The 18,993-nt window shown below is 60.1% G+C and carries 16 protein-coding genes; 11 read left to right on the top strand and 5 right to left on the bottom strand.

Annotation, left to right across the window (positions count from 1 at the left end; genetic code table 11):
- Window positions 1-458: 458 nt before the first annotated feature.
- Window positions 459-821, bottom strand: a complete 363-nt coding sequence (locus WAW39_RS18830; RefSeq protein WP_294229220.1) for a DUF6876 family protein — start codon at window positions 819-821, stop codon at window positions 459-461.
- A 427-nt stretch (window positions 822-1,248) separates the two neighbouring features.
- Between WAW39_RS18830 and WAW39_RS18825 the strand changes: the two genes are divergently transcribed.
- Window positions 1,249-2,274, top strand: a complete 1,026-nt coding sequence (locus tag WAW39_RS18825) for a Fic family protein (protein ID WP_294229217.1) — start codon at window positions 1,249-1,251, stop codon at window positions 2,272-2,274.
- A 66-nt stretch (window positions 2,275-2,340) separates the two neighbouring features.
- Here WAW39_RS18825 and WAW39_RS18820 read toward each other — a convergent pair whose 3' ends face one another.
- On the bottom strand, window positions 2,341-2,823 hold the full coding sequence (locus tag WAW39_RS18820; protein WP_294229214.1) for a hypothetical protein: 483 nt from the start codon (window positions 2,821-2,823) through the stop codon (window positions 2,341-2,343).
- 260 nt (window positions 2,824-3,083) lie between these two features.
- Between WAW39_RS18820 and WAW39_RS18815 the strand changes: the two genes are divergently transcribed.
- The 9 genes from WAW39_RS18815 (at window position 3,084) to WAW39_RS18775 (ending at window position 16,299) form a co-directional block, all read left to right on the top strand.
- Window positions 3,084-3,752 (top strand): CerR family C-terminal domain-containing protein, encoded by a 669-nt coding sequence (locus WAW39_RS18815; RefSeq protein ID WP_294229211.1) that lies wholly within the window; start codon window positions 3,084-3,086, stop codon window positions 3,750-3,752.
- The gene (locus tag WAW39_RS18810) at window positions 3,749-4,837 is read left to right on the top strand and encodes an efflux RND transporter periplasmic adaptor subunit (RefSeq protein WP_294229208.1); all 1,089 of its coding nucleotides are present in this window, start codon (window positions 3,749-3,751) and stop codon (window positions 4,835-4,837) included. Before WAW39_RS18815 ends, WAW39_RS18810 begins: the two co-directional genes overlap by 4 nt.
- Before the next feature lie 18 nt (window positions 4,838-4,855).
- Window positions 4,856-7,996: an efflux RND transporter permease subunit gene (locus WAW39_RS18805; protein WP_422320715.1), complete on the top strand. Its 3,141-nt coding sequence runs from the start codon at window positions 4,856-4,858 to the stop codon at window positions 7,994-7,996.
- A gap of 6 nt (window positions 7,997-8,002) precedes the next feature.
- Window positions 8,003-9,397 (top strand): efflux transporter outer membrane subunit, encoded by a 1,395-nt coding sequence (locus tag WAW39_RS18800; RefSeq protein ID WP_294229202.1) that lies wholly within the window; start codon window positions 8,003-8,005, stop codon window positions 9,395-9,397.
- 46 nt (window positions 9,398-9,443) lie between these two features.
- The gene (locus WAW39_RS18795) at window positions 9,444-10,070 is read left to right on the top strand and encodes a nitroreductase family protein (RefSeq protein WP_294229198.1); all 627 of its coding nucleotides are present in this window, start codon (window positions 9,444-9,446) and stop codon (window positions 10,068-10,070) included.
- 72 nt (window positions 10,071-10,142) lie between these two features.
- The gene (locus WAW39_RS18790) at window positions 10,143-11,213 is read left to right on the top strand and encodes an HlyD family secretion protein (protein ID WP_345780995.1); all 1,071 of its coding nucleotides are present in this window, start codon (window positions 10,143-10,145) and stop codon (window positions 11,211-11,213) included.
- Complete coding sequence (gene rbbA / locus WAW39_RS18785) at window positions 11,210-13,957, top strand: ribosome-associated ATPase/putative transporter RbbA (protein WP_294229192.1); 2,748 nt, start codon at window positions 11,210-11,212, stop codon at window positions 13,955-13,957. Before WAW39_RS18790 ends, rbbA begins: the two co-directional genes overlap by 4 nt.
- A 2-nt stretch (window positions 13,958-13,959) precedes the next feature.
- Complete coding sequence (locus WAW39_RS18780; protein WP_294229189.1) at window positions 13,960-15,084, top strand: ABC transporter permease; 1,125 nt, start codon at window positions 13,960-13,962, stop codon at window positions 15,082-15,084.
- A gap of 243 nt (window positions 15,085-15,327) precedes the next feature.
- Window positions 15,328-16,299 carry a tyrosine-type recombinase/integrase gene (locus WAW39_RS18775; protein WP_294229186.1) on the top strand — a complete coding sequence of 324 codons (972 nt, stop codon included), beginning with the start codon at window positions 15,328-15,330 and terminating at the stop codon, window positions 16,297-16,299.
- On the opposite strand, the gene WAW39_RS18770 is transcribed toward WAW39_RS18775, so the two are convergent.
- Window positions 16,296-16,847: a hypothetical protein gene (locus WAW39_RS18770; protein WP_422320714.1), complete on the bottom strand. Its 552-nt coding sequence runs from the start codon at window positions 16,845-16,847 to the stop codon at window positions 16,296-16,298. The genes WAW39_RS18775 and WAW39_RS18770 overlap by 4 nt on opposite strands.
- Window positions 16,840-17,091 carry a hypothetical protein gene (locus WAW39_RS18765; RefSeq protein ID WP_294229180.1) on the bottom strand — a complete coding sequence of 84 codons (252 nt, stop codon included), beginning with the start codon at window positions 17,089-17,091 and terminating at the stop codon, window positions 16,840-16,842. Before WAW39_RS18765 ends, WAW39_RS18770 begins: the two co-directional genes overlap by 8 nt.
- A 106-nt stretch (window positions 17,092-17,197) precedes the next feature.
- Between WAW39_RS18765 and WAW39_RS18760 the strand changes: the two genes are divergently transcribed.
- Entirely contained in the window at window positions 17,198-17,461 is a 264-nt protein-coding gene (locus WAW39_RS18760; RefSeq protein WP_322283948.1) for a helix-turn-helix transcriptional regulator, read from the top strand.
- A 284-nt stretch (window positions 17,462-17,745) separates the two neighbouring features.
- On the opposite strand, the gene WAW39_RS18755 is transcribed toward WAW39_RS18760, so the two are convergent.
- Entirely contained in the window at window positions 17,746-18,846 is a 1,101-nt protein-coding gene (locus WAW39_RS18755; RefSeq protein ID WP_294229176.1) for a site-specific integrase, read from the bottom strand.
- Between the last annotated feature and the right edge of the window lie 147 nt (window positions 18,847-18,993).

Below are 18,993 nucleotides of genomic sequence, written 5' to 3'. Positions count from 1 at the left end.
TCAACGTGCGCAGCCTTCATGCGAGGAAGCAAACCATGCTTCGATTCCACCCTTCCGCATGGCGCGTCGTGCCGCGCCTTTCAGAGTATCAGAGCGGACGGAACCGAGCCGGGGCAAGGAAGGGTGATCCGCAGGAGGGCGAAGGCGGGCTGAGGAAATCACCGGATTGCCCGGCGGAGGTTTGGTCCAAGAGGAAGGTGGGGAGCAAGCTGGCCGTTTGGCGAAGCAGTGGAGGGCGTGTCCCGACCGCGCCGACGAATGGCGGGATTGCTCGTGGTGGCGGTGTTGCCTGGTGTGGATTCTTGAGGGCGTTACGGGACACCTCCCGTTGGAATGGGTAGCGCCGCACATCGTAGGCGCGAGGGAAAGGCTTTTCCCGACAGATGAAACTCCCCTCCAAGTATTCATGATGAAAAGAGATGTCCGCCCAAGTTGCCTTGGGCGGACAAGCTGCCGGGCTAGTATTCGCTCGGCAGCATGATGACGTGATCGGTGAAGTAGAAGGCCACTTCATCGAGAGGGAAGTCTGTGAACTCGATCCGCTTGGAGAAGCGGATGTTCGAGTTCCCATCCTCGCATTCGAGGGTGGCGGTGTGGTCAGGATTGACCTTCAGCCGCCAGACCTGGAAGGCTTCGGCTGCGACTTCGCGGATGGATTGGGCGAAGGCGATCTCATCGAGCAGCCAGTAGGCTCCGCCGCTTTCGGCGACGTATTGTGCGCCGTCGGTGTAGAGCACGTTGCGTGCGATGCCGTGGCGATGCCATTGCTCCGTGCCGGTGAACTGGCGGAGATCGGTTTTGGTGAGTGTGTTTTGATTCATGTTTTGCTCCTGGTTTGTGTTTTTACCCCGCTGCGGGGCGCTGGTGCAAAGGCGGAGGTCATGAGGCTGCCAGTCATGCCCCCAACACGGGAGCGGCAGCGAATGGAGCGGGCCGGGGGTTGATGGGCAGACGGCCTCTGCCAAAACCAAGCTGCCCTTGCAGCGGGAAAACATCAGGAGCCATGCACGAACACGAACCGCCGGGAGACAGTCAACGGCGTCACGCGGCAGGTGAGGGCGTTACGGGACACTTCCCGTTGGAATGGGTAGCCGCCCACGAAGTAGCGGCGAGGGAAAGGCCTTTCCCCCCTGAAAATCAGTGATGAACGGAAGGCTTGTAAATTGGAGATGAAATGGATATAATTGGATATTGAATGGATACGCAATGCTGCAAAAACTCGCCCCAGAACCGCCAATAACCGCAGAAATGCTCAAGCTCATCGCCTCGCTCGATGAGTTCAAAGGGCAGTGGCGTGCCTTCAAGCGCCTCTCACGGGATCAGCTCTCGCAGCTCAAGAAGATCGCCACCATTGAAAGCATTGGCTCGTCCACGCGCATTGAGGGTAGCAAGCTCACCGATCAGCAAATCGCCACGCTTTTGTCAGGACTCAGAATTCAGGAGTTCAAAAGCAGGGATGAAGAAGAAGTCGCGGGCTACGCGGCTGCGATGGACACGGTGTTCGAGTCCTTCGAGCACATCCCGGTCACGGAAAATCACATCCGCCAGCTTCATCGGACGCTGCTCCAGTTTTCGAGCAAAGACGAGCGGCATCGCGGCGACTACAAGACGCTCGACAATCATGTGGCCGCGTTCGACGCAAAAGGAAACCAGCTCGGCATCGTCTTTGAAACGGCATCGCCGTTTGAGACGCCCTTTGCCATGAAGCGGCTGGTCGAATGGATGATCGAGGCCGAAAGAGACGGCGACCTTCACCCGCTGCTCGTCACGGGCGTGTTTGTGGTCTGGTTTCTTGCCATCCATCCGTTCCAGGATGGAAATGGTCGGCTGTCGCGGGTCTTGACGACTCTGCTCCTGCTACGGCACGGCTACAGCTATGTGCCGTATGCCTCGCTGGAGTCGGTGATCGAGGAGAACAAAGAGTTCTACTACAAGGCGCTGAGAAAGACGCAGGCGACGATGCGGAAGAAGCGCGTGGAATGGGATGCCTGGCTGCTGTTCTTTCTGCGCTGTCTGGTGCGCCAGAAGGACAATCTGAATGTGAAGGTCCAGGTCGAGCAAAGGCGTGTCGAGGCCAGTTCACCGCTGGCCGCATCCCTCATGAGGCTGCTGGACGACGCGGAGAGCATAACGCTTGCTGAGGCGGTCAAAGCCACCGCCGCAAACCGTAATACGCTCAAGGCGAAGATGTCCGAGTTGGTAGATGCCGGATTACTGACGCGCCACGGGCGCGGCAGAGGCGTCCATTACACGAAGGGCAAACACGAGAATTGAAATTGGGTGCCGCCCCGTGCTGGCGGTGCGCGTCGGACGCGCAAGCCGCAATCGCAATGCCGTGGCTCAAGGCTTGGCTGTGCCGGGAGCGAGTATCTTGTCGAAGTCCATCTCCAGGAATTCCAACAGTTCCGGGGAGATGCCCGCCTTTTGCGCTGCGCCGGGTGGCAGCAGATTTTGCAGGCCGGTGGCCGTCTGCGTGTTGAAGGCATCCCGGCGTGCCTCCCAGGCGGCTTCGAGCTGCGCGTCCTGCGGCTCACGACCGGCGTTCAGACCCTGCTGATTCATCAACTGCGCGCGCTGACGCATATAGGCATCCACGGAGTCACCCTGCGGCTCGGTGAGGCCGGCGGACTGCTGGATCATGTTACGGAAAAACTTTCCATATTCCTCGGGGCGGTCTTGAAATCCGGCGATCTCGGGCAGCATGCCCAGCACTTCGGCGTGCTGGCGTTGCAGGTCGAGCAGGCGGCGTTTCTCGTCCGCGCTCAGCGTGGCCCTGGGTGAGCGTTTTTGCAGCGCCATCGCGAACCATGCTGCTACGCTCATGCCCGCCCTTCGCGACATGCCGCCGCACATCATCCCCTCGACCCTTGGCGATGACGCTGGTGCGCTCGGAGCAGCCAGTCACGCGATGGAGGCATGGCAGCCTGAATGACCAGTTGCCAATTGGTGCATATAGCCCACGCCACTTGGTAGATGACCCGCTTGTCTCCACCCGCAGGGTATTCTCATCTCACACGTTGACAAGAGTCTGCGCATGGTTAATGGAACGTCCGTTTATAAACAGCCATTTAACTCCAATGCCCATGACCCTCACGCGCCCCACTCGAGAACGTAACCCGAAGGCGCGCAAGATGCGTATCCTGGTGGCGGCGGGGGTGGTGTTTGCGAAGGCGGGGTTTGCGGCGGGAAGCGTGCGGGAGATCAGCCTGAAGGCGCGGGTGAATGTGGCGTCGATCAATTATTACTTCAGCAGCAAGGAGGGGCTTTACCGCGAGGTGCTGCTGGCGGCGCACCGGAAGTTGCTGGAGCAGGAGCCGCCGCCGAAGCCGACGGAGGAACCTGAGCAGTCGTTGCGGGAATGGATTCAGTTTTGCCTGCGCTTTGTGCTGCTGAGACGCACGGCGCATCCGGTGCTGGGACGGCTGATGGCGCATGAGATGCGGCAGCCGACGGCAGCCTTGGGCGAGCTGGTGAAGCTGATCATCAAGCCGAATTTCGCGAACCTCGTCAAAATTGTGAATGCCTTGGCGGGAGACTCGCTGGACAAGGATGGGCGGGAGATGGCGGCGCATCAAATTGTTGCGATGTGCGTCCACTTTGACCACAGCCGTGAGGTGATCGGGCGGCTTGGATTTGCCGTGCCGGAGGCGGAGGCGGGTATCGCTCGGCTGGCGGACAGCATCGCGGACATGGCGCTCCGGGGACTCGGGACGCCAAAGACAACCCTTTCCAAGAAACGCACTTCAGCATGAAAACGACCTTACTCTGCATCTTAACCGCTGCCGCGCTTGCGCTGGTGGCTTGCAACAAAGCTCCGGCACCGGCTCCGCAGGCGGAAAAGCCGAAAGTAGCGCCGGTGATCGTGAAAGGGGCCACCGTGCAGGCCGCTGAACGTGCCTTTCCGCGTTTCCTGCGTGTGACGGGGCAGCTCGCCGCACAGAATGACGCCGTGGTGGCGGCGGATTCGATGGGGCGAGTGGTCTCGGCTTCGATTGAACGTGGTTCCGTGGTGAAGACGGGCGATGTGCTGGCGAAGCTCGACGAGCGCCAGCCCAAGCTCTCTCTGGCGGAGGCTGCGGCCTCCGTGGGTCTGGCGAAGGCGCGGCTGGCGCTGGCGAAGAACGAGCAGGAGCGCAACAAGCCGCTGGCGGAGAAAAAGGCGGTGGCGGATGCGGATTACCAAAAGCTGCTCACGGAAGTCGCCGCGCGCGAGGCGGAACTGGCGGCCTCGGAGGCACGTCAGGCCTTGGCGCAGAAGACGCTCGATGACTGCGTGATCCGCGCGTTGTTTGGCGGTGTGGTGGCGGAGCGCATGGTGGAGCCAGGCGAGTATGTGAAGGCGGATTCCCCTGTCGCCCGCGTGGTGGATCTGTCCACGCTACGGCTCGTGCTGAGTGTGCCGGAGACGGAAGTTGGCGCTCTGGTCATCGGTCAGGTGGTGGAGTTCACCACGGCGGCGTTCCCGGCGCAGCGCTTCACGGGCAAGTTGAAATTCCTTGGCGCGACGATGCGCGAGGCCTCGCGTGATCTGGTGATTGAGGCGACGGTGGACAACGCGGAAAGCAAATTGCGGCCCGGCTTCTTTTGCGATGCGCGCATCCTGCTTCGTGAGGAAAAAGCCGTCGCGGTGCCGGAGGGGGCGCTGCGCATCGAAGGCTCGCGCCGCAAGGTCTTCGTCATCACCAAAGACAACACGATCTCCGAACGCCTCGTGGAGGTGGGAGAGACGCGCGAGGGCTTCACAGAAATCCGGCGTGGAGTCGCCGCCGGTGAGCCGTTGCTGGCTAAACCCAGCGCAGAGGCCGCCGATGGGCTTCGCTTTGAACCCGCCGCTTAATTTTCACTTCACACGCTCATGCAATGGCTCGCCGCTATCTCCGTCCGCCGCCCGGTCTTCGCCAGCGTCATCATCCTCGTTTTCGTGGTCGTGGGGGTGCTGGGCTACACGAAGCTGCCGGTGGATCGGTTTCCAAAGATTGACTTCCCCACGGTCAGCATCGTCACACGGCAGGACGGCGCGACGCCGAAGGAGATCGAGACCGAGATCACGGACAAGATCGAGGAGGCGGTGAACACCGTCGCAGGCATTGATGAACTGCGCTCCATTTCAAGCGAGGGCATCTCGCAGGTGCTGGTGACTTTTGTGCTGGAGAAAAACATCGACGTGGCCTCACAGGAAGTGCGGGACCGCATCGCCCGTATCATCCCCGATCTGCCGGAGGAGGTGGACGCGCCGATCATCGAGAAGCTCGATCCCGATGCCGCGCCTATTTTGAACATCGCCCTCGTGGCCGACAAGCCGGTGCGCGAGATCACCGAGTTTGCCGACAAGGTGTTGCGGCGGCAGCTTGAAAGCGTGGGTGGTGTGGGGCAGATCACGCTGCTGGGCGGAAGACTGCGGCAGATCAATGTGTGGCTCGATCCAATGCGGCTGCGCTCCTACAATCTGACCGCTGCGGACGTGCAGCGCGGCCTCCGCGCACAGAACGTGCAAATCCCTGCCGGCACGGTGAAGAATGCGGCCAGCGAGGCGGGCTTCCGCGTGCTGGGCAAGGCACGGAGCGTGGAGGAGATCGGCATGCTCGTCTTGCGCGAGGCGGACGGCGGTCTGGTCCGCGTGCGTGACGTGGCGCGGGTGGAAGACGGGGCCGAGGAGCAAAAAACCGTGGCCCGTAACAATGGCGTGCCCTCTGTGGTGCTCTCCATCCGTAAACAAAGCGGCACAAACACGGTGGCCGTGGTGGATGCGGTGAATGAGAAGCTCGGCGATGTTAAAAAACTGCTGCCCGCAGGCTACGATGTCGAAATGGTGCGCGACACGTCGCAAGTCATCCGCACCAGCGTTCACGCGGTGAAGGAGCACTTGGTGCTGGGGGCCATTTTCGCCGCCGTGATCGTTTTGATTTTCCTTGGCAACTCACGCGCCACCATCATCTCCGCGCTCGCGATTCCCACCTCCATCATCGCCGCGTTCGGCGTTATGTGGGCGCAGGGAGTGACATTAAACGTCATCAGCCTCGTCGCCCTCGCGTTGGCGGTCGGCATCGTCATTGATGATGCCATCATCGTGGTGGAAAACATTTTCCGCCACATGGAAGAGAAGGGCGAGGACTCCTTCACCGCGTCCGTGGAAGGACCGAAGGAGATCGGCATGGCCGTCCTGGCCACCACGCTATCGCTGCTCGCGGTGTTCGTGCCCGTGGCCTTCCTCAGCGGCATTGTGGGCATGTTCCTGAAGAGTTTCGGCCTCACCATGGCTTTCGCCATCGCGGTTTCGCTGCTGGTCAGCTTCACGCTCACGCCCACGCTCTCCGCCCGCATGTTCCGCAAAGGCCACGCCACGCGGTTTGACGCCTGGCTGGAGCATCTGGTAAACATCTTCTACCGCCCGGTGGAGGCGTTTTACATGGTGCTGCTGCGCTTTTCCATGCGGCATCGCTGGATCATCGTGCTGGGCTGCTTCGGCATTCTCGCCGCCGTGCCCACGCTGATGAAGATCGTGCAAAAGAGCTTCCTGCCGCCGGTGGAGGAGGCGGAGTTCGTGGTGAACATCCGCACGCCGGAGGGCACCAGCCTCGCCGCCACCGATCTCATGGCCGAGCGCTTCGCCCGTGCGATCCGCGAGCTGCCCGGCGTGGACGGCACACTTCTCACCATCGGGGACAATGACCAGCGCACGCCGAATCTCGCAGGCATCTTCGTGCGCCTGAATGATCCCGCTTTGCGCGAAGACCAGCAGACCCTCATGGACCGCGTGCGCAAAGAGATCGTACCGCGTTTCCCCACGGAATGGCGCATCACCGTGCTCTCTGTCCCGCCTTTCAACACGGGCCAGTCCAGCGCCAACGTGCAGTATTTCATCGCCGGGCCTGACCTCGACACGCTTACCCGCGCCACGGCATCAGTGATCAAAGACGTCAAAGACCTCCCCGGCATCCGCGACCTCGACAGCACTCTCATTCCCGGCAAGCCTGAAATCTCCGGCAGCGTGGACCGCAACAAAGCAGGCGAGATGGGAGCCAGCATCCAGGACATCTCCGGCACGCTGCGCCTGCTCGTCGGCGGTCTCGACGTCTCCACCTTCGACGACAGCGGCGAGCAATACGACATCCATCTCCAGGCTGAGGAGAGCTACCGCAACACCCGCGAAATCCTCAATCTCCTCACCGTGCCCTCCACCAAGGCCGGACCCGTCGCCATCACCAATCTGCTCACGCTGGAAAACACGGACAGCCCCTCGCAGATCAACCGTCTCAACCGCCGCCGCCAGGTCACCATCACCGCCAACAACGCCCCTGGAGTGGGTGAAACCGAAATCCTTGATGGCATCGCCACCGCCGTGAAGATGCTCAACCTGCCGGCCGACTACGCCAGTGGCAGCGCCGGACGCTCGAAGGAAATGGCCAAGGCGGGAAAGGCCTTCATGGTCGCGTTTTTGATGGCCTTCATCTTCATGTATCTCATCCTCGCCGCGCAGTTTGAGAGCTGGGTGCATCCGCTCACCATTCTGCTCGCCTTGCCGCTCACGCTGCCCTTTGCCATCCTCTCGCTCATCCTCTTCCAGCAGTCGGTGAACATCTTCTCCATGCTCGGCATCCTCGTGCTCTTCGGCATGGTGAAAAAGAACGGCATCCTGCAAATCGACCACACCAACCAGCTTCGTGCCAAAGGCATGGACCGGCTCGATGCCATCCTGCTCGCCAACAAAGAGCGTCTGCGCCCCATCCTCATGACCACGCTGGCTTTCGTCGCGGGCATGATCCCCATGATGACTGCGAAGGGCGTCGGTGCCGCCTATAACAATGCCACGGCGGGCGTCATTCTCGGCGGCCAGAGCCTATCCTTGCTGCTCACGCTGCTCGCCACGCCCGTCATCTATTCCATCTTCGACGACCTCATTCAGTTCCCAGATCGCATCAGAAAGAGGCGCATCGCGAAAGCCCTCGCCAAGGGAACGAAGACCCGCGAACGCGAACAAGGCCAGCCAACCCACTAGCACCTCATGACCAAGACCCTTCTTGCAGCCCTTGCGCTTGGCCTCGCCTCCTGCGCCGTCGGCCCGAATTACAAGCAGCCCGACACCGCCGACATCACCCCCGCGAAATGGCGCTGGCAGACCGCTGCCCCGCGCGATGACACCGCGCGTGGCGAATGGTGGAAAGTCTTCCGCGACAGCGAACTCAACCGCCTCGAAGCCCTCGCGCTTCAAGCCAGCCCATCCTTGAAGTCCGCTGCCGCCCGCGTCGATCAGGCTCGCGCCTCCGCCCGCATCAGCGCCTCCGAGTGGGCGCCCGACATCCGCCTCAAAGGCGACACCAAGCGCGAGCAGTTCTCCGGCAATCTGCCCACCCCCGTGCCCGTTGCCATCCCGCGTGGGCGCGTCAACAGCTTCAGCACCATCATCGACCTCAGCTACGAGATAGACTTCTGGGGCAAGGTGCGGCGCGAAGTCGAGAGCGCCCGCGCCACCGCCGATTCCACCTCCGCCAGCTACCACAGCGCCATCCTCACCCTCACTGGCGATGTCGCCGCACAATACTTCCTGCTCCGCGCCGCCGATGCCGAACTCGACGCCCTGCGCCGCACCATCGCCCTGCGGGAAAAATTTGTGAACCTTCTCAACGACAAGTTCAAAGCCGGAGCCATCCCTGAGACCGATCTCGCCCGAGCCCAGACCGAAGTGGCCACTGCCAAGGCTGAACTCGCCGACGTAAAGCGCCAGCGTCAGGAAGCCAGCGACACTCTCGCCCTCCTGTGCGGCCAGCCCGCCAGCAGCTTCACCCTTCGCGAGCATCCCATCGGCTCCAAAGCCCCGCCCGTCATCCCCGCAGGCATCCCCGCCAGCATGTTGGAGCGCCGTCCGGACATCGCCGCCGCCGAGCGCATCGTCGCAGCCCGCAATGCCGACATCGGCGTCGCAACCGCCGACTATTTCCCCGCCGTCCGTCTCACCGGCACCGGCGGCTACTTGAGCAAAGAAGTGGACACCCTGCTCACCGGCAACAGCAAAGTATGGAGCATCGGCCCCAGCGTCAGCCTCCCGCTCACCGGCTGGGCCGTCATCCACTTCAACGTCAAGCGTCACAAAGCCGCCCGCGAAGAAGCCATCGCGAATTACCGCCAGACCGTCCTCACCGGCATCCGCGATGTGGAGACCAGTCTCGCCCAAACCCGCTACCTGCGCGAGCAGGCCAGCGCCATCGGCGATGCCCTCACCGCCTCCACCAAAGCCACTGACCTCATTCGCGAGTCCTATGAGCGTGGCACCCTCAGTTATCTCGAACTCCTCGACGCCGAGCGCACCCGCCTCCTTACGGAACGTCAGACCGCCCAAATCTCCGCGCAGCGCCACATCGCCACCGTCCGCCTGATCAAGGCGCTGGGAGGTGAGTGGTGATCGCGCGATTTTTTGACCCACCACCAAATACTCACCACACTTGGACATGCACACACTCGGAATCATCAATCAACGAATCTCGGCCAACAAGTTTGCCCCAGACACATCGCTCTCGCACACCGTAATCGAAGAATTGGTCGCTTGCGCCACACAGGCACCATCCTCGTTTAACCAGCAACACTGGCGCTTTGTTGCCATCACCGAGCCGCAGGACAAAGAACGACTCAAAGCGGTCGCCTACGGCCAGCAAAAGGTGATAGATGCGGCCGTCACCTTCATCGTATTGGGCGACCTGCTGGCCCACACGAAGCTAGCCGAAACTTTAGGTCGGTCCGTCAAGGCTGGCATAATCGACCAAGCTGTGGTGGACGGGATGGTCGGCATGGCTGGCCAGATGTATGCAAACCCAGCGGCCCAGCGTGACGAAGCCATCCGGTCGGCTTCGCTGGCAGCCATGACTCTGATGCTCGCCGCCGAAGCGAAAGGGCTGGTTTCCGGCCCGATGATCGGGTTTGACCCGGAAGGGGTGAAGCGGGAGTTCCAAATTTCCGAGCGCTACCTGCCGGTGATGCTCCTGGCGGTGGGTTATCCAGCTCCGGGCAACTGGCCCCGCAAAGTCCGCCTCTCCGTTTCCGAAGTCCTCACCTATGGCACCGGCGAATCTCTGGCATAGATCAAGGGTCCAAAGTGGAAGGGGGGCACCTCATGAACGCGCTTCTGCGCTGATTTATTTAACACGATGAATATGCTGAAATCCCGAATCTTGGCGGTAGCCGTCGTGCTCGCCTTAGTCTTAGCCGTGGCGGCTGTCCTTTTCTGGCGGCATGGCCTGAAGGGCGATCTTGCTCCAGGGGTCGTATCTGGCAACGGACGCATTGAGGCCACCGAGATCAATCTCGCAGCCCGAGTGCCTGGGCGTTTGGCGGAGGTTCTGGTGGGTGAAGGCGATTTCGTGAAGGAAGGCCAGGTGCTCGCCCGGATTCAGACCGACATTCTGGATGCCCAGTTTCTGGAGGCCCAGGCAAAGCTTCGGCAGGCGAAAAATGCGATCATCACCGCCCAGGCGCAGGTGACGGCGCGGGAGAGCGAAAAACTGGCAGCCGAGGCTGTGGTTCTCCAGCGCGAGAGCGAGGAGCAGGCGGCGCAGCAACGGCTGGTGCGCACCGAATCGCTTGCGACAAAGAATGCGGTGTCCGAACAAAACCTCGACGATGATCGTGCCCGCGCGAAAAGCGCAGAGGCGGCGATCAAGGCGGCAAAGGCGCAGGTGGCGGCAGCCGGGGGTGCTGTGGCCGCAGCCAGCGCACAGGTGCAGGATGCAGAGGTGATGGTGGAGGCAGTGCAGGCGACTGTGGGCCGCGTGCAGGCCGAACTCGATGACTGCACGCTGAAAGCGCCCCGCGATGGACGGGTGCAGTATCTGATCACGCAACCAGGAGAGGTGCTGGGCGCTGGGGGGAAGGTTTTGAACCTCGTGGATCTAGGTGACGTGTATCTGACCTTCTTTCTACCCGAGACAGTGGCGGGCAGGGTGGCGCTCGGCAGCGAGGTGAGGCTCATCCTGGATGCAGCACCGCAGTTTGTGATCCCGGCGCGTGTCTCGTATGTGGCGAGCGTCGCGCAGTTCACGCCCAAGACGGTGGAGACCGCGAGCGAACGCCAGAAGTTGATGTTTCGCGTCAAAGCGCAGATTGACCGTGGCTTGCTGAAAGAACATCTGGAGCGTGTGAAGACGGGGCTGCCGGGAGTCGCGTGGGTGAAGATCGACGCGCAGGCGGAGTGGCCCTCCCATCTGGCATTAAAGCTGCCCCAATGAACACCGCCGCCGTCGTTGCCAGTCTGCGCGGAGTGCGTCTCCGCCATCGACGCACGCTTGCGTTGGATGGCATTGATCTTGATTTGCCCGGCGGCAGCCTGGTGGGTTTGATCGGCCCGGACGGCGTTGGCAAATCGAGCCTCCTTTCCCTGATCGCAGGCGCACACAAGGTGCAGGCGGGCAAGGTGGAAACGCTGGGTGGCGACATGGCCAGCGCCCGACATCGCCGTGCGGTGTGCTCACGCATCGCCTACATGCCGCAGGGATTGGGCAAGAACTTGTATCTCACCCTTTCCATTGAAGAGAACCTGCAGTTCTTCGGGCGTCTCTTCGGGCATGACCGCGCCGAGTGCCGCCGCCGGATCGACGAACTGACGACGCGCACCGGTCTGCGGCCTTTCCTTGACCGCCCGGTGGGTAAGCTATCCGGCGGCATGAAACAGAAGCTGGGCATCTGCTGCGCGCTCATCCACGACCCGGACCTGCTCATTCTCGACGAACCGACCACAGGGGTTGATCCACTCTCTCGCAGCCAGTTCTGGAGCCTCGTGGACGGCATCCGCCGGGAACGGCCTGGGATGAGCGTGATTGTGGCGACGGCTTACATGGAGGAGGCAGATCGCTTCGACTGGCTGGTGGCCATGGATGCGGGCAAGGTGTTGGCCACCGGCACTCCCTCCGAACTGCGCACACGCACCGCGACGGATTCCCTGGATGCCACCTTCATCGCCCTGCTGCCGGAGGAAAAACGGCGTCTCCACCAGCCGGTGGTGGTTTCCCGCTTCGCCCCCTCCGAGAAGGATGTGACCGCCATCGAAGCACGGGGGCTGACCATGCGTTTCGGCGACTTCACTGCCGTGGAGCGGGTGGATCTGCGCATCCGGCGCGGCGAGATCTTCGGGTTCCTTGGCTCCAACGGCTGCGGCAAAACCACGACCATGAAAATGCTCACCGGCCTGCTGCCGCCCACGGAGGGCAAGGCATGGCTGCTGGGCCATGAAGTCGATCCGCGTGATGTCGGTACGCGTCGGCGCGTCGGCTACATGTCGCAGTCCTTCTCCCTCTACACGGAACTGACGGTGGAGCAAAACCTCGTTCTTCACGCCCGCCTGTTCCAGGTCCCTGCGGAAGAAATCCCGGCCCGGGTGGATGAGATGGCGAAGCGCTTCGGGCTTGAAGGCGTGCTCTCATCCATGCCTGAGGCGCTGCCGCTCGGCGTGCGGCAACGCTTGTCCCTGGCCGTGGCCATGGTTCACAAACCAACCTTGCTGATCCTCGACGAGCCGACTTCCGGCGTCGATCCCATCGCCCGTGATCAGTTTTGGCAACTCATGCTCGATCTGGCCCGGCAGGACAAAGTCACCATTTTCATTTCCACCCATTTCATGAACGAGGCGGAGCGGTGTGACCGCGTCTCGCTGATGCACTCCGGGCGGGTGCTCGTCAGCGGTCCCCCTGAAGAGTTGGTGAGGGACAGCAGTGCCCACTCGCTGGAGGAGGTGTTCATCAAACATCTTCAAGAGGCGTCGGCCAGCGACAATCTGCCCGCCGCATCCTCCCTGGCAGTGTCCCCGATGCCTGACGCCGGCCGTGTCTCCGCACCACCCGTACAGCGGGTCTTCGCCTTTGGCCGGACATTCAGCTACATGCGGAAAGAAGCGCTGGAGTTGCGCCGCGATCCGGTGCTTGCCGGCATGTCACTCTTCGGCACGGCTCTGCTCATGTTCGTCATGGGCTACGGCATCAGCCTGGACGTGGAAAACCTTAGCTTCGCCGTGCTGGACCACGACCAGACCACCCTGAGCCAAAACTATGTCCTTAACCTCAACGGCTCGCGCTATTTTGTGCAGCAGGCTCCCATCCTTGACGAAGCCGATCTCGACCGCCGGATGCGTTCCGGCGAACTGGCGCTCGCCATCGAAATCCCGCCCGGTTTCGCCCGCGATGCGCAGCGTGGAGCCCCCGTGCAAATCGGCGCGTGGGTGGACGGTTCCATGCCGCAGCGTGCCGAGACCGCGCAGGGGTATGTGTCGGGAATGCATCAGGGCTGGCTGGCACAAATGGCCGCGCGGAGCTCCGGGCTTGAGTCCGCTTCGGGTGCTCTGAACATCGAGACACGCTTCCGCTACAACCCGGATGTGCGCAGTCGGCCCGCCATGGTTCCGGCTGTCATTCCCATGCTGCTGCTCATGATTCCGGCCATGCTCACAGCACTCTCCGTGGTGCGTGAGAAAGAGCTGGGCTCCATCGTCAACCTCCATGTGACACCGGTGACGCGCAGCGAGTTTCTGATCGGCAAACAAGCGCCCTATATCTTTCTTGGGATGCTGAATTTCCTGCTGATGACACTGCTGGCTGTCACCGTCTTTGACGTGCCCGTCAAAGGCAGTTTCACCACACTTGCTGCCGCCGCGCTCATCTTCGTCGTGTTCGCCACGGGCTTTGGTCTGCTGGCCTCGGCATTCACCCGCAGCCAGATCGCAGCCATGTTTGTCACCATGATTGGCACCATGATTCCCACTGCCCAGTTCGCGGGCCTGATCAATCCTGTCTCCTCACTGGAAGGTGCCGGAGCAGTTATCGGAAGGCTCTACCCGGCCACGCACTTCCTGACGATCAGTCGCGGCGTCTTCAGCAAGGCGCTTGGTTTTTCCGATCTCCACGCCTCATTCATTCCTTTGATCCTGGCTGTCCCTGTGATCATGGGAGTCGCGATTGCCCTGATCCGCAAGCAAGACACCTGATCATGAGCCGTCTCGCCAACATCTATCGCCTGGGGGTGAAGGAACTCTGGAGCCTGGCCCGTGACCCGATGATGATGGGGCTCATCGTCTATGCCTTCACGGCCATGGTTTACATATCTGCCACGGCGATGCCGGAAGCACTGCATCATGCCCCAATCGCCATCGCTGATGAGGACACTTCGCCGCTCTCAGCCCGAATCGCGTCCAGTTTTCAGCGACCCAGCTTCATGTCACCCGCCATGATCTCCGCAGCCGACGTGGATGCGGGGCTGGATGCCGGAGACTATACCTTTGCCATCATCATCCCGCCTGATTTCCAGCGCGATGTTCTTGCCGGAATGCGTCCCACGCTTCAGTTGAATGTGGACGCCACGCGGATGAGCCAGGCATTCACGGGCAGTGGTTACGTCCAGCAGATCATCAATGGCGAGGTCACCGAGTTTCTCCAGCGCTATCGCGGCGTCCCTGCAGCCCCCGTGACTCTGACATTACGCGCCCGCTTCAATCCCAACCTCACCCCGGCCTGGTTCGGAGCTTTGATGGAAATCATCAACCTCGTCACCATGCTCTCCATTGTCCTGACCGGCGCGGCGCTGATCCGCGAGCGCGAACACGGCACTATCGAGCACCTGCTCGTCATGCCCGTGAAACCCGCCGAGATCATGCTTTCCAAAGTGTGGTCCATGGCCCTCGTCGTCCTCGTCGCGACCACACTCTCCCTGCTGTTCGTCGTTCAAGGCCTGCTGCATGTGCCCATCGAGGGTTCCATCCTGCTGTTCCTGACCGGCGCGGTGCTGCATTTGTTTGCCACCACTTCAATGGGAATCTTCATGGCCACGCTGGCGCGCACCATGCCGCAGTTCGGCCTGCTGCTCATCCTAGTCCTGCTGCCCTTGCAAATGCTCTCCGGAGGCATGACCCCGCGCGAAAGCATGCCGGAATTCGTCCAAAACATCATGCAGGCTGCACCTACGACCCATTTCATCTCAGCATCCCGCGCCATCCTCTATCGCGGCGCGGGCCTCAAAGTGGTGTGGCAGCCGTTTGTCCTGCTGCTTGCCATCGGCACGGTCTTTTACTCCGTGGCCCTGGCCCGCTTCCGCAAGACCATAAGCCTGATGGCGTGAACCATCAGGTGTCCAAAGGATTAGAAACGGACTTCTGCCAATTGTATTGGCGAGTCAGTCAGTGGTAGCAACGCGGGTTACAATTACCGGTTTGTTCCGATTTACGACAAAAAATTCTGTTGCTAAAAGAGCACAGATTCGAATCGCTTGGAGCACAATTGGAGCGAATATTTCAAATGATCCACATGGTATTGATAATGTATTTTATCACTACTATAATGCGTTCAGGGTGAGGGGGTTGGAATGGTTAATGGTTCTTCAGGGTTGGTCGTCGAAACGAGCAAGCGTTTGCTGACGGCATCAGAGTTTCAAAATTTGGCGAACGTGCCGCCAGAGGTCGAGTGGTTCGCGAACATCGAAAACGCGAACACGCGGCGAGCATACAAGAACGACGTTCAGGAGTTCATGCGGTTCGCAGGCATTCACCAAGCGGAAGAATTTCGCCTGGTGAAACGGTCGCATCTCATTGCATGGCGCAAGCAGCTTGAGACGCGCACTTTGGAAGCGTCCACGGTGCGCCGCAAACTTTCTGCCGTGGCTTCATTGTTTGATTACCTGTGCGAGTGCAATGCCGTTCCGTTCAATCCGGCTGATGGCGTGAAGCGTCCCAATCAAGGCACGAACGAAGGCAAATCCCCTGCGTTGGGGGATGCTGAGGCGAAAGCTCTGCTCGAAGCACCCGCACCTGACACTCTCAAAGGGCTGCGTGATCGCGCCATTCTTTCCATTCTGCTGTTTCATGGTTTGCGTCGAGCTGAACTGTGTTCGCTCGCGGTCGGTGATTTGCAATCGAGGCGCGGCGTGTTGCACTTCCGCGTTCACGGCAAAGGTGGCAAGATTCGCTTCCTGCCCGTGCATCCGCACAGCTTGCAGCGTATCAGCGAATACCTGGAGCACGCGGGGCATGGAGACAAACCTGGCAGCGCCCTTTTTCGTCCGATCAAGAACTCATCCGGCAGTCTCGATGAAGCGCTGACCGGACACGGAGTTTACAAGGATGTGGTGAGAAAGTATGCGCGTGTGCTTGGCCTCGATCCAAGCGCCGTCTGTGTGCATGGGTTACGGGCGACAGCGGCAACGAATGCACTGGATCATGAAGCTGACATTGCGAAGGTGCAGGAGTGGTTGGGTCATGCGAGCATCGCGACCACGCGGCTCTATGACAGGCGCAAAACCAAACCGGAAGACTCACCAACTTTCAAAGTGAGCTATTAGCGGAACCACCAGCGCAGCTTTCGACGACGCTTCTTGGGCTTTGGTTTGAGCAGAGACTCAATGTATGCGATGACATCAGGTTCTCGGAAGCGTTTGGAGTCCTTCCAAACCTTGTTGGGAATGGGCAAACTGAAGAACTCGCGCAAATCCTCATCCTGTCCTGCTGGTTGCTCGTGAACCCGTCCCCTGATGGCAGCCATGACGGCTGTCAGATGCAGAATGATGAGGTTCACAAAGATGCGCTCCTCAAGTGTGATGGGCTTGATGTCGAGTTTTGCTTCTGCGTTCAGAACTCGCAGAAGGTTTGGCTTGTCGATCACCTGCTGCCAGATGGAGCGATGATGCTCGGTGATGTTGAGCAAGTTGGAAATCCGGCGGATTCTGGTATCCACGAGAAAGGATCGTCCGGTAAAGAACAACCCGGCAACGATAGCGACGGTCTGCAACAGGTTGAACCAGTTGGCCCCGAACCACTCCACAAAAATCCCCACACCCTGCCTTGTAACAGAATGTGGGGACGAAGGCAAGAGGGGTGGGATCTCATGCAAGGCGAGCGATGTCGCCTTTTGCGCGAAGCAGAATTTCGCGTGGAATGCGGATGACCCGCTCCTCCGCTGCGCAGCCTGCGGAAGAAGGGAGCGCGGGGATGGCTGCTGCGGTGATGTCCTGGCCGATGATGGCGAAATCGCCACTGTCGAGTTCCAGGATGTCAGGGCAGCCTGATGAACTCGAAGATTGTCTCCCGCCCTCGTGAGGATCGGGACCGATGCGACGCTTAACGATGATGTTCATAATAGTGGATGTTGTTCTGAAATCGGAACTTTTGTTCCGAATACCGAACATTGTTCCGAAATCAGAACCGCCGCAAACGGAATCTGATCTATTTTCTGAGATTGAAATGTCCCGCACTGCCAAGAACCTCATCGGTCCACAACTCGCCAAGCACCGCACGCACTTGGCGATGTCGCAGTCAGAGTTTGCGGGCCTGTGTCAACGAAGCGGCTGGGATGTTTCGAGGGAAACCTTGGCAAAGATCGAGTCAGGAATCCGATGCGTGACCGACCTTGAGCTGGTCGAGATTTCGAGCGCTCTGAAACTACCTTTGCCAGTGCTTTTCCCGCCAGATGAACAGCATCGTTTTGGTCGGAAGGTGACTCAGTGAAGACCTTCTTCTGAAGATGACAGACAAAGCCACATACACTCCAGCGGAGTTCGCCGCCCTATTCGGCAAGGAACGAACATGGGGCTATCGGCAGCTTTACGCGGGAAAAGTGAAGGCCATCACGAAGCTCGGCCAAACACTCATCCCACAGTCAGAGGTCGATAAACTGCTCAATGGCGCGGAGCGCTATCTCGGCGCTCCATCGCACACAAAAAGGGTCGCGAAGCGCAAGGCAAAGAAAAAAACTCCTTCATCTAAAGGCGCGAAGAAATGGACTGCTGCGCTCAAGCAGCGAAGGAAACACGGGTCGCCGCCGCCAGAGAATGCTCGTTCCGAAGATGTCCATAAACCTTCATTGCCAAAATCCCTCCATCCCGATGACCCAGCCAGCGCGAGACAGTCGGTATATCAACGCCTGACTCGATACAAATCGTCGCAAAAAGATGGCGCAAGTCATGATGACTGAGCGGTGCGATGCCAATTTTGTTGGCCGCCCGCCCCATGGCGGCATAAGCGCTTTTCACACGAATCACCGGCTCATCGACCGAAGCGGGTTTGCTACGCGCCTTCATCTTCTCCAGCAACTCTCTGGCGGCTGCAATCATCGGAATGCGCCGAAACAAGCCGTTCTTGGTGCCGTCTGTGGGATCACCAAGCACAAGGAATTCGCCTTTTGAAAAATCACAGTGCTTCCAAAGCACGAACTTTGATTCACCGAGACGCATTCCCGTGTAAGCCAGAAACTCGACGAAATCGGCTCGGTCCTGAGAGGTCCGGCCACGAGCGGCGCGAAGTGCCGCCACCCACTCCTTGAAGTGGCTTTTGCTGGGCAGCTTACCGGAGAGGTCTTTTGGACGAACCTTTGCCCGCTTGACCTCAAGAGCCGGATTGGTGCGGCGCACCCCTTGTTTGATGGCGATCTTGAACAGGGATTTCAAAATGAGGAGGCAATTGTTGAAACGAGTAGCTGACATCACCTTGACCGCCTCACCTGCCCATTGCTCACAGTGCTGAACAGAGATTCGACGCATTTCCAAGACGGCGAAATCGGGCCAAGTTTTCTTGATGAGTCCGACAATTTCCTTCCAGTAGCGCTTGGTGCTTTTCTTGGTGGATGGGTCGTTTTGAAGCTGGCTTTCACGGATGGCTAGCGCCTCCGCTCCAGTCATTTTTTCAGTGATGACAGTATCCTTGCCCAGCTCATCACGATGGGCGTTGTCTTGAAGGATCTCGTTGAGTTGGGGTTTCGCCACACTCAAAACCTTGGTCTTGAGACTGCGAAAAGTCGGTTTGCCGCCGATGGAGAGACGGGCGTAATACGTGCCCTTCTGGTGGCGGTAGAGATGAGGGATGCCGGAGAAAGTCCAAGTCTTTGAAGCGCTCATAAGAAGCCGCTGTTACCCACGGAGAGGGGCGGCGGAGCGAGTATAAAACAAGTGTATAAAACCGCAAGGAGAACCGGCGCAACTCTCAAATATACAGGTAAAAAAGGGCTTAAAAGCTAATTTGTAATAGGACACTCCTGTCTGTCG

Origin of the sequence: Prosthecobacter sp., from assembly GCF_049294395.1 — a bacterium.
Classification (GTDB): Bacteria; Verrucomicrobiota; Verrucomicrobiia; order Verrucomicrobiales; family Verrucomicrobiaceae; genus Prosthecobacter.
Note: the sequence above shows the minus strand (reverse complement) of the source record. Positions and strands in the feature narration are given on the sequence as shown.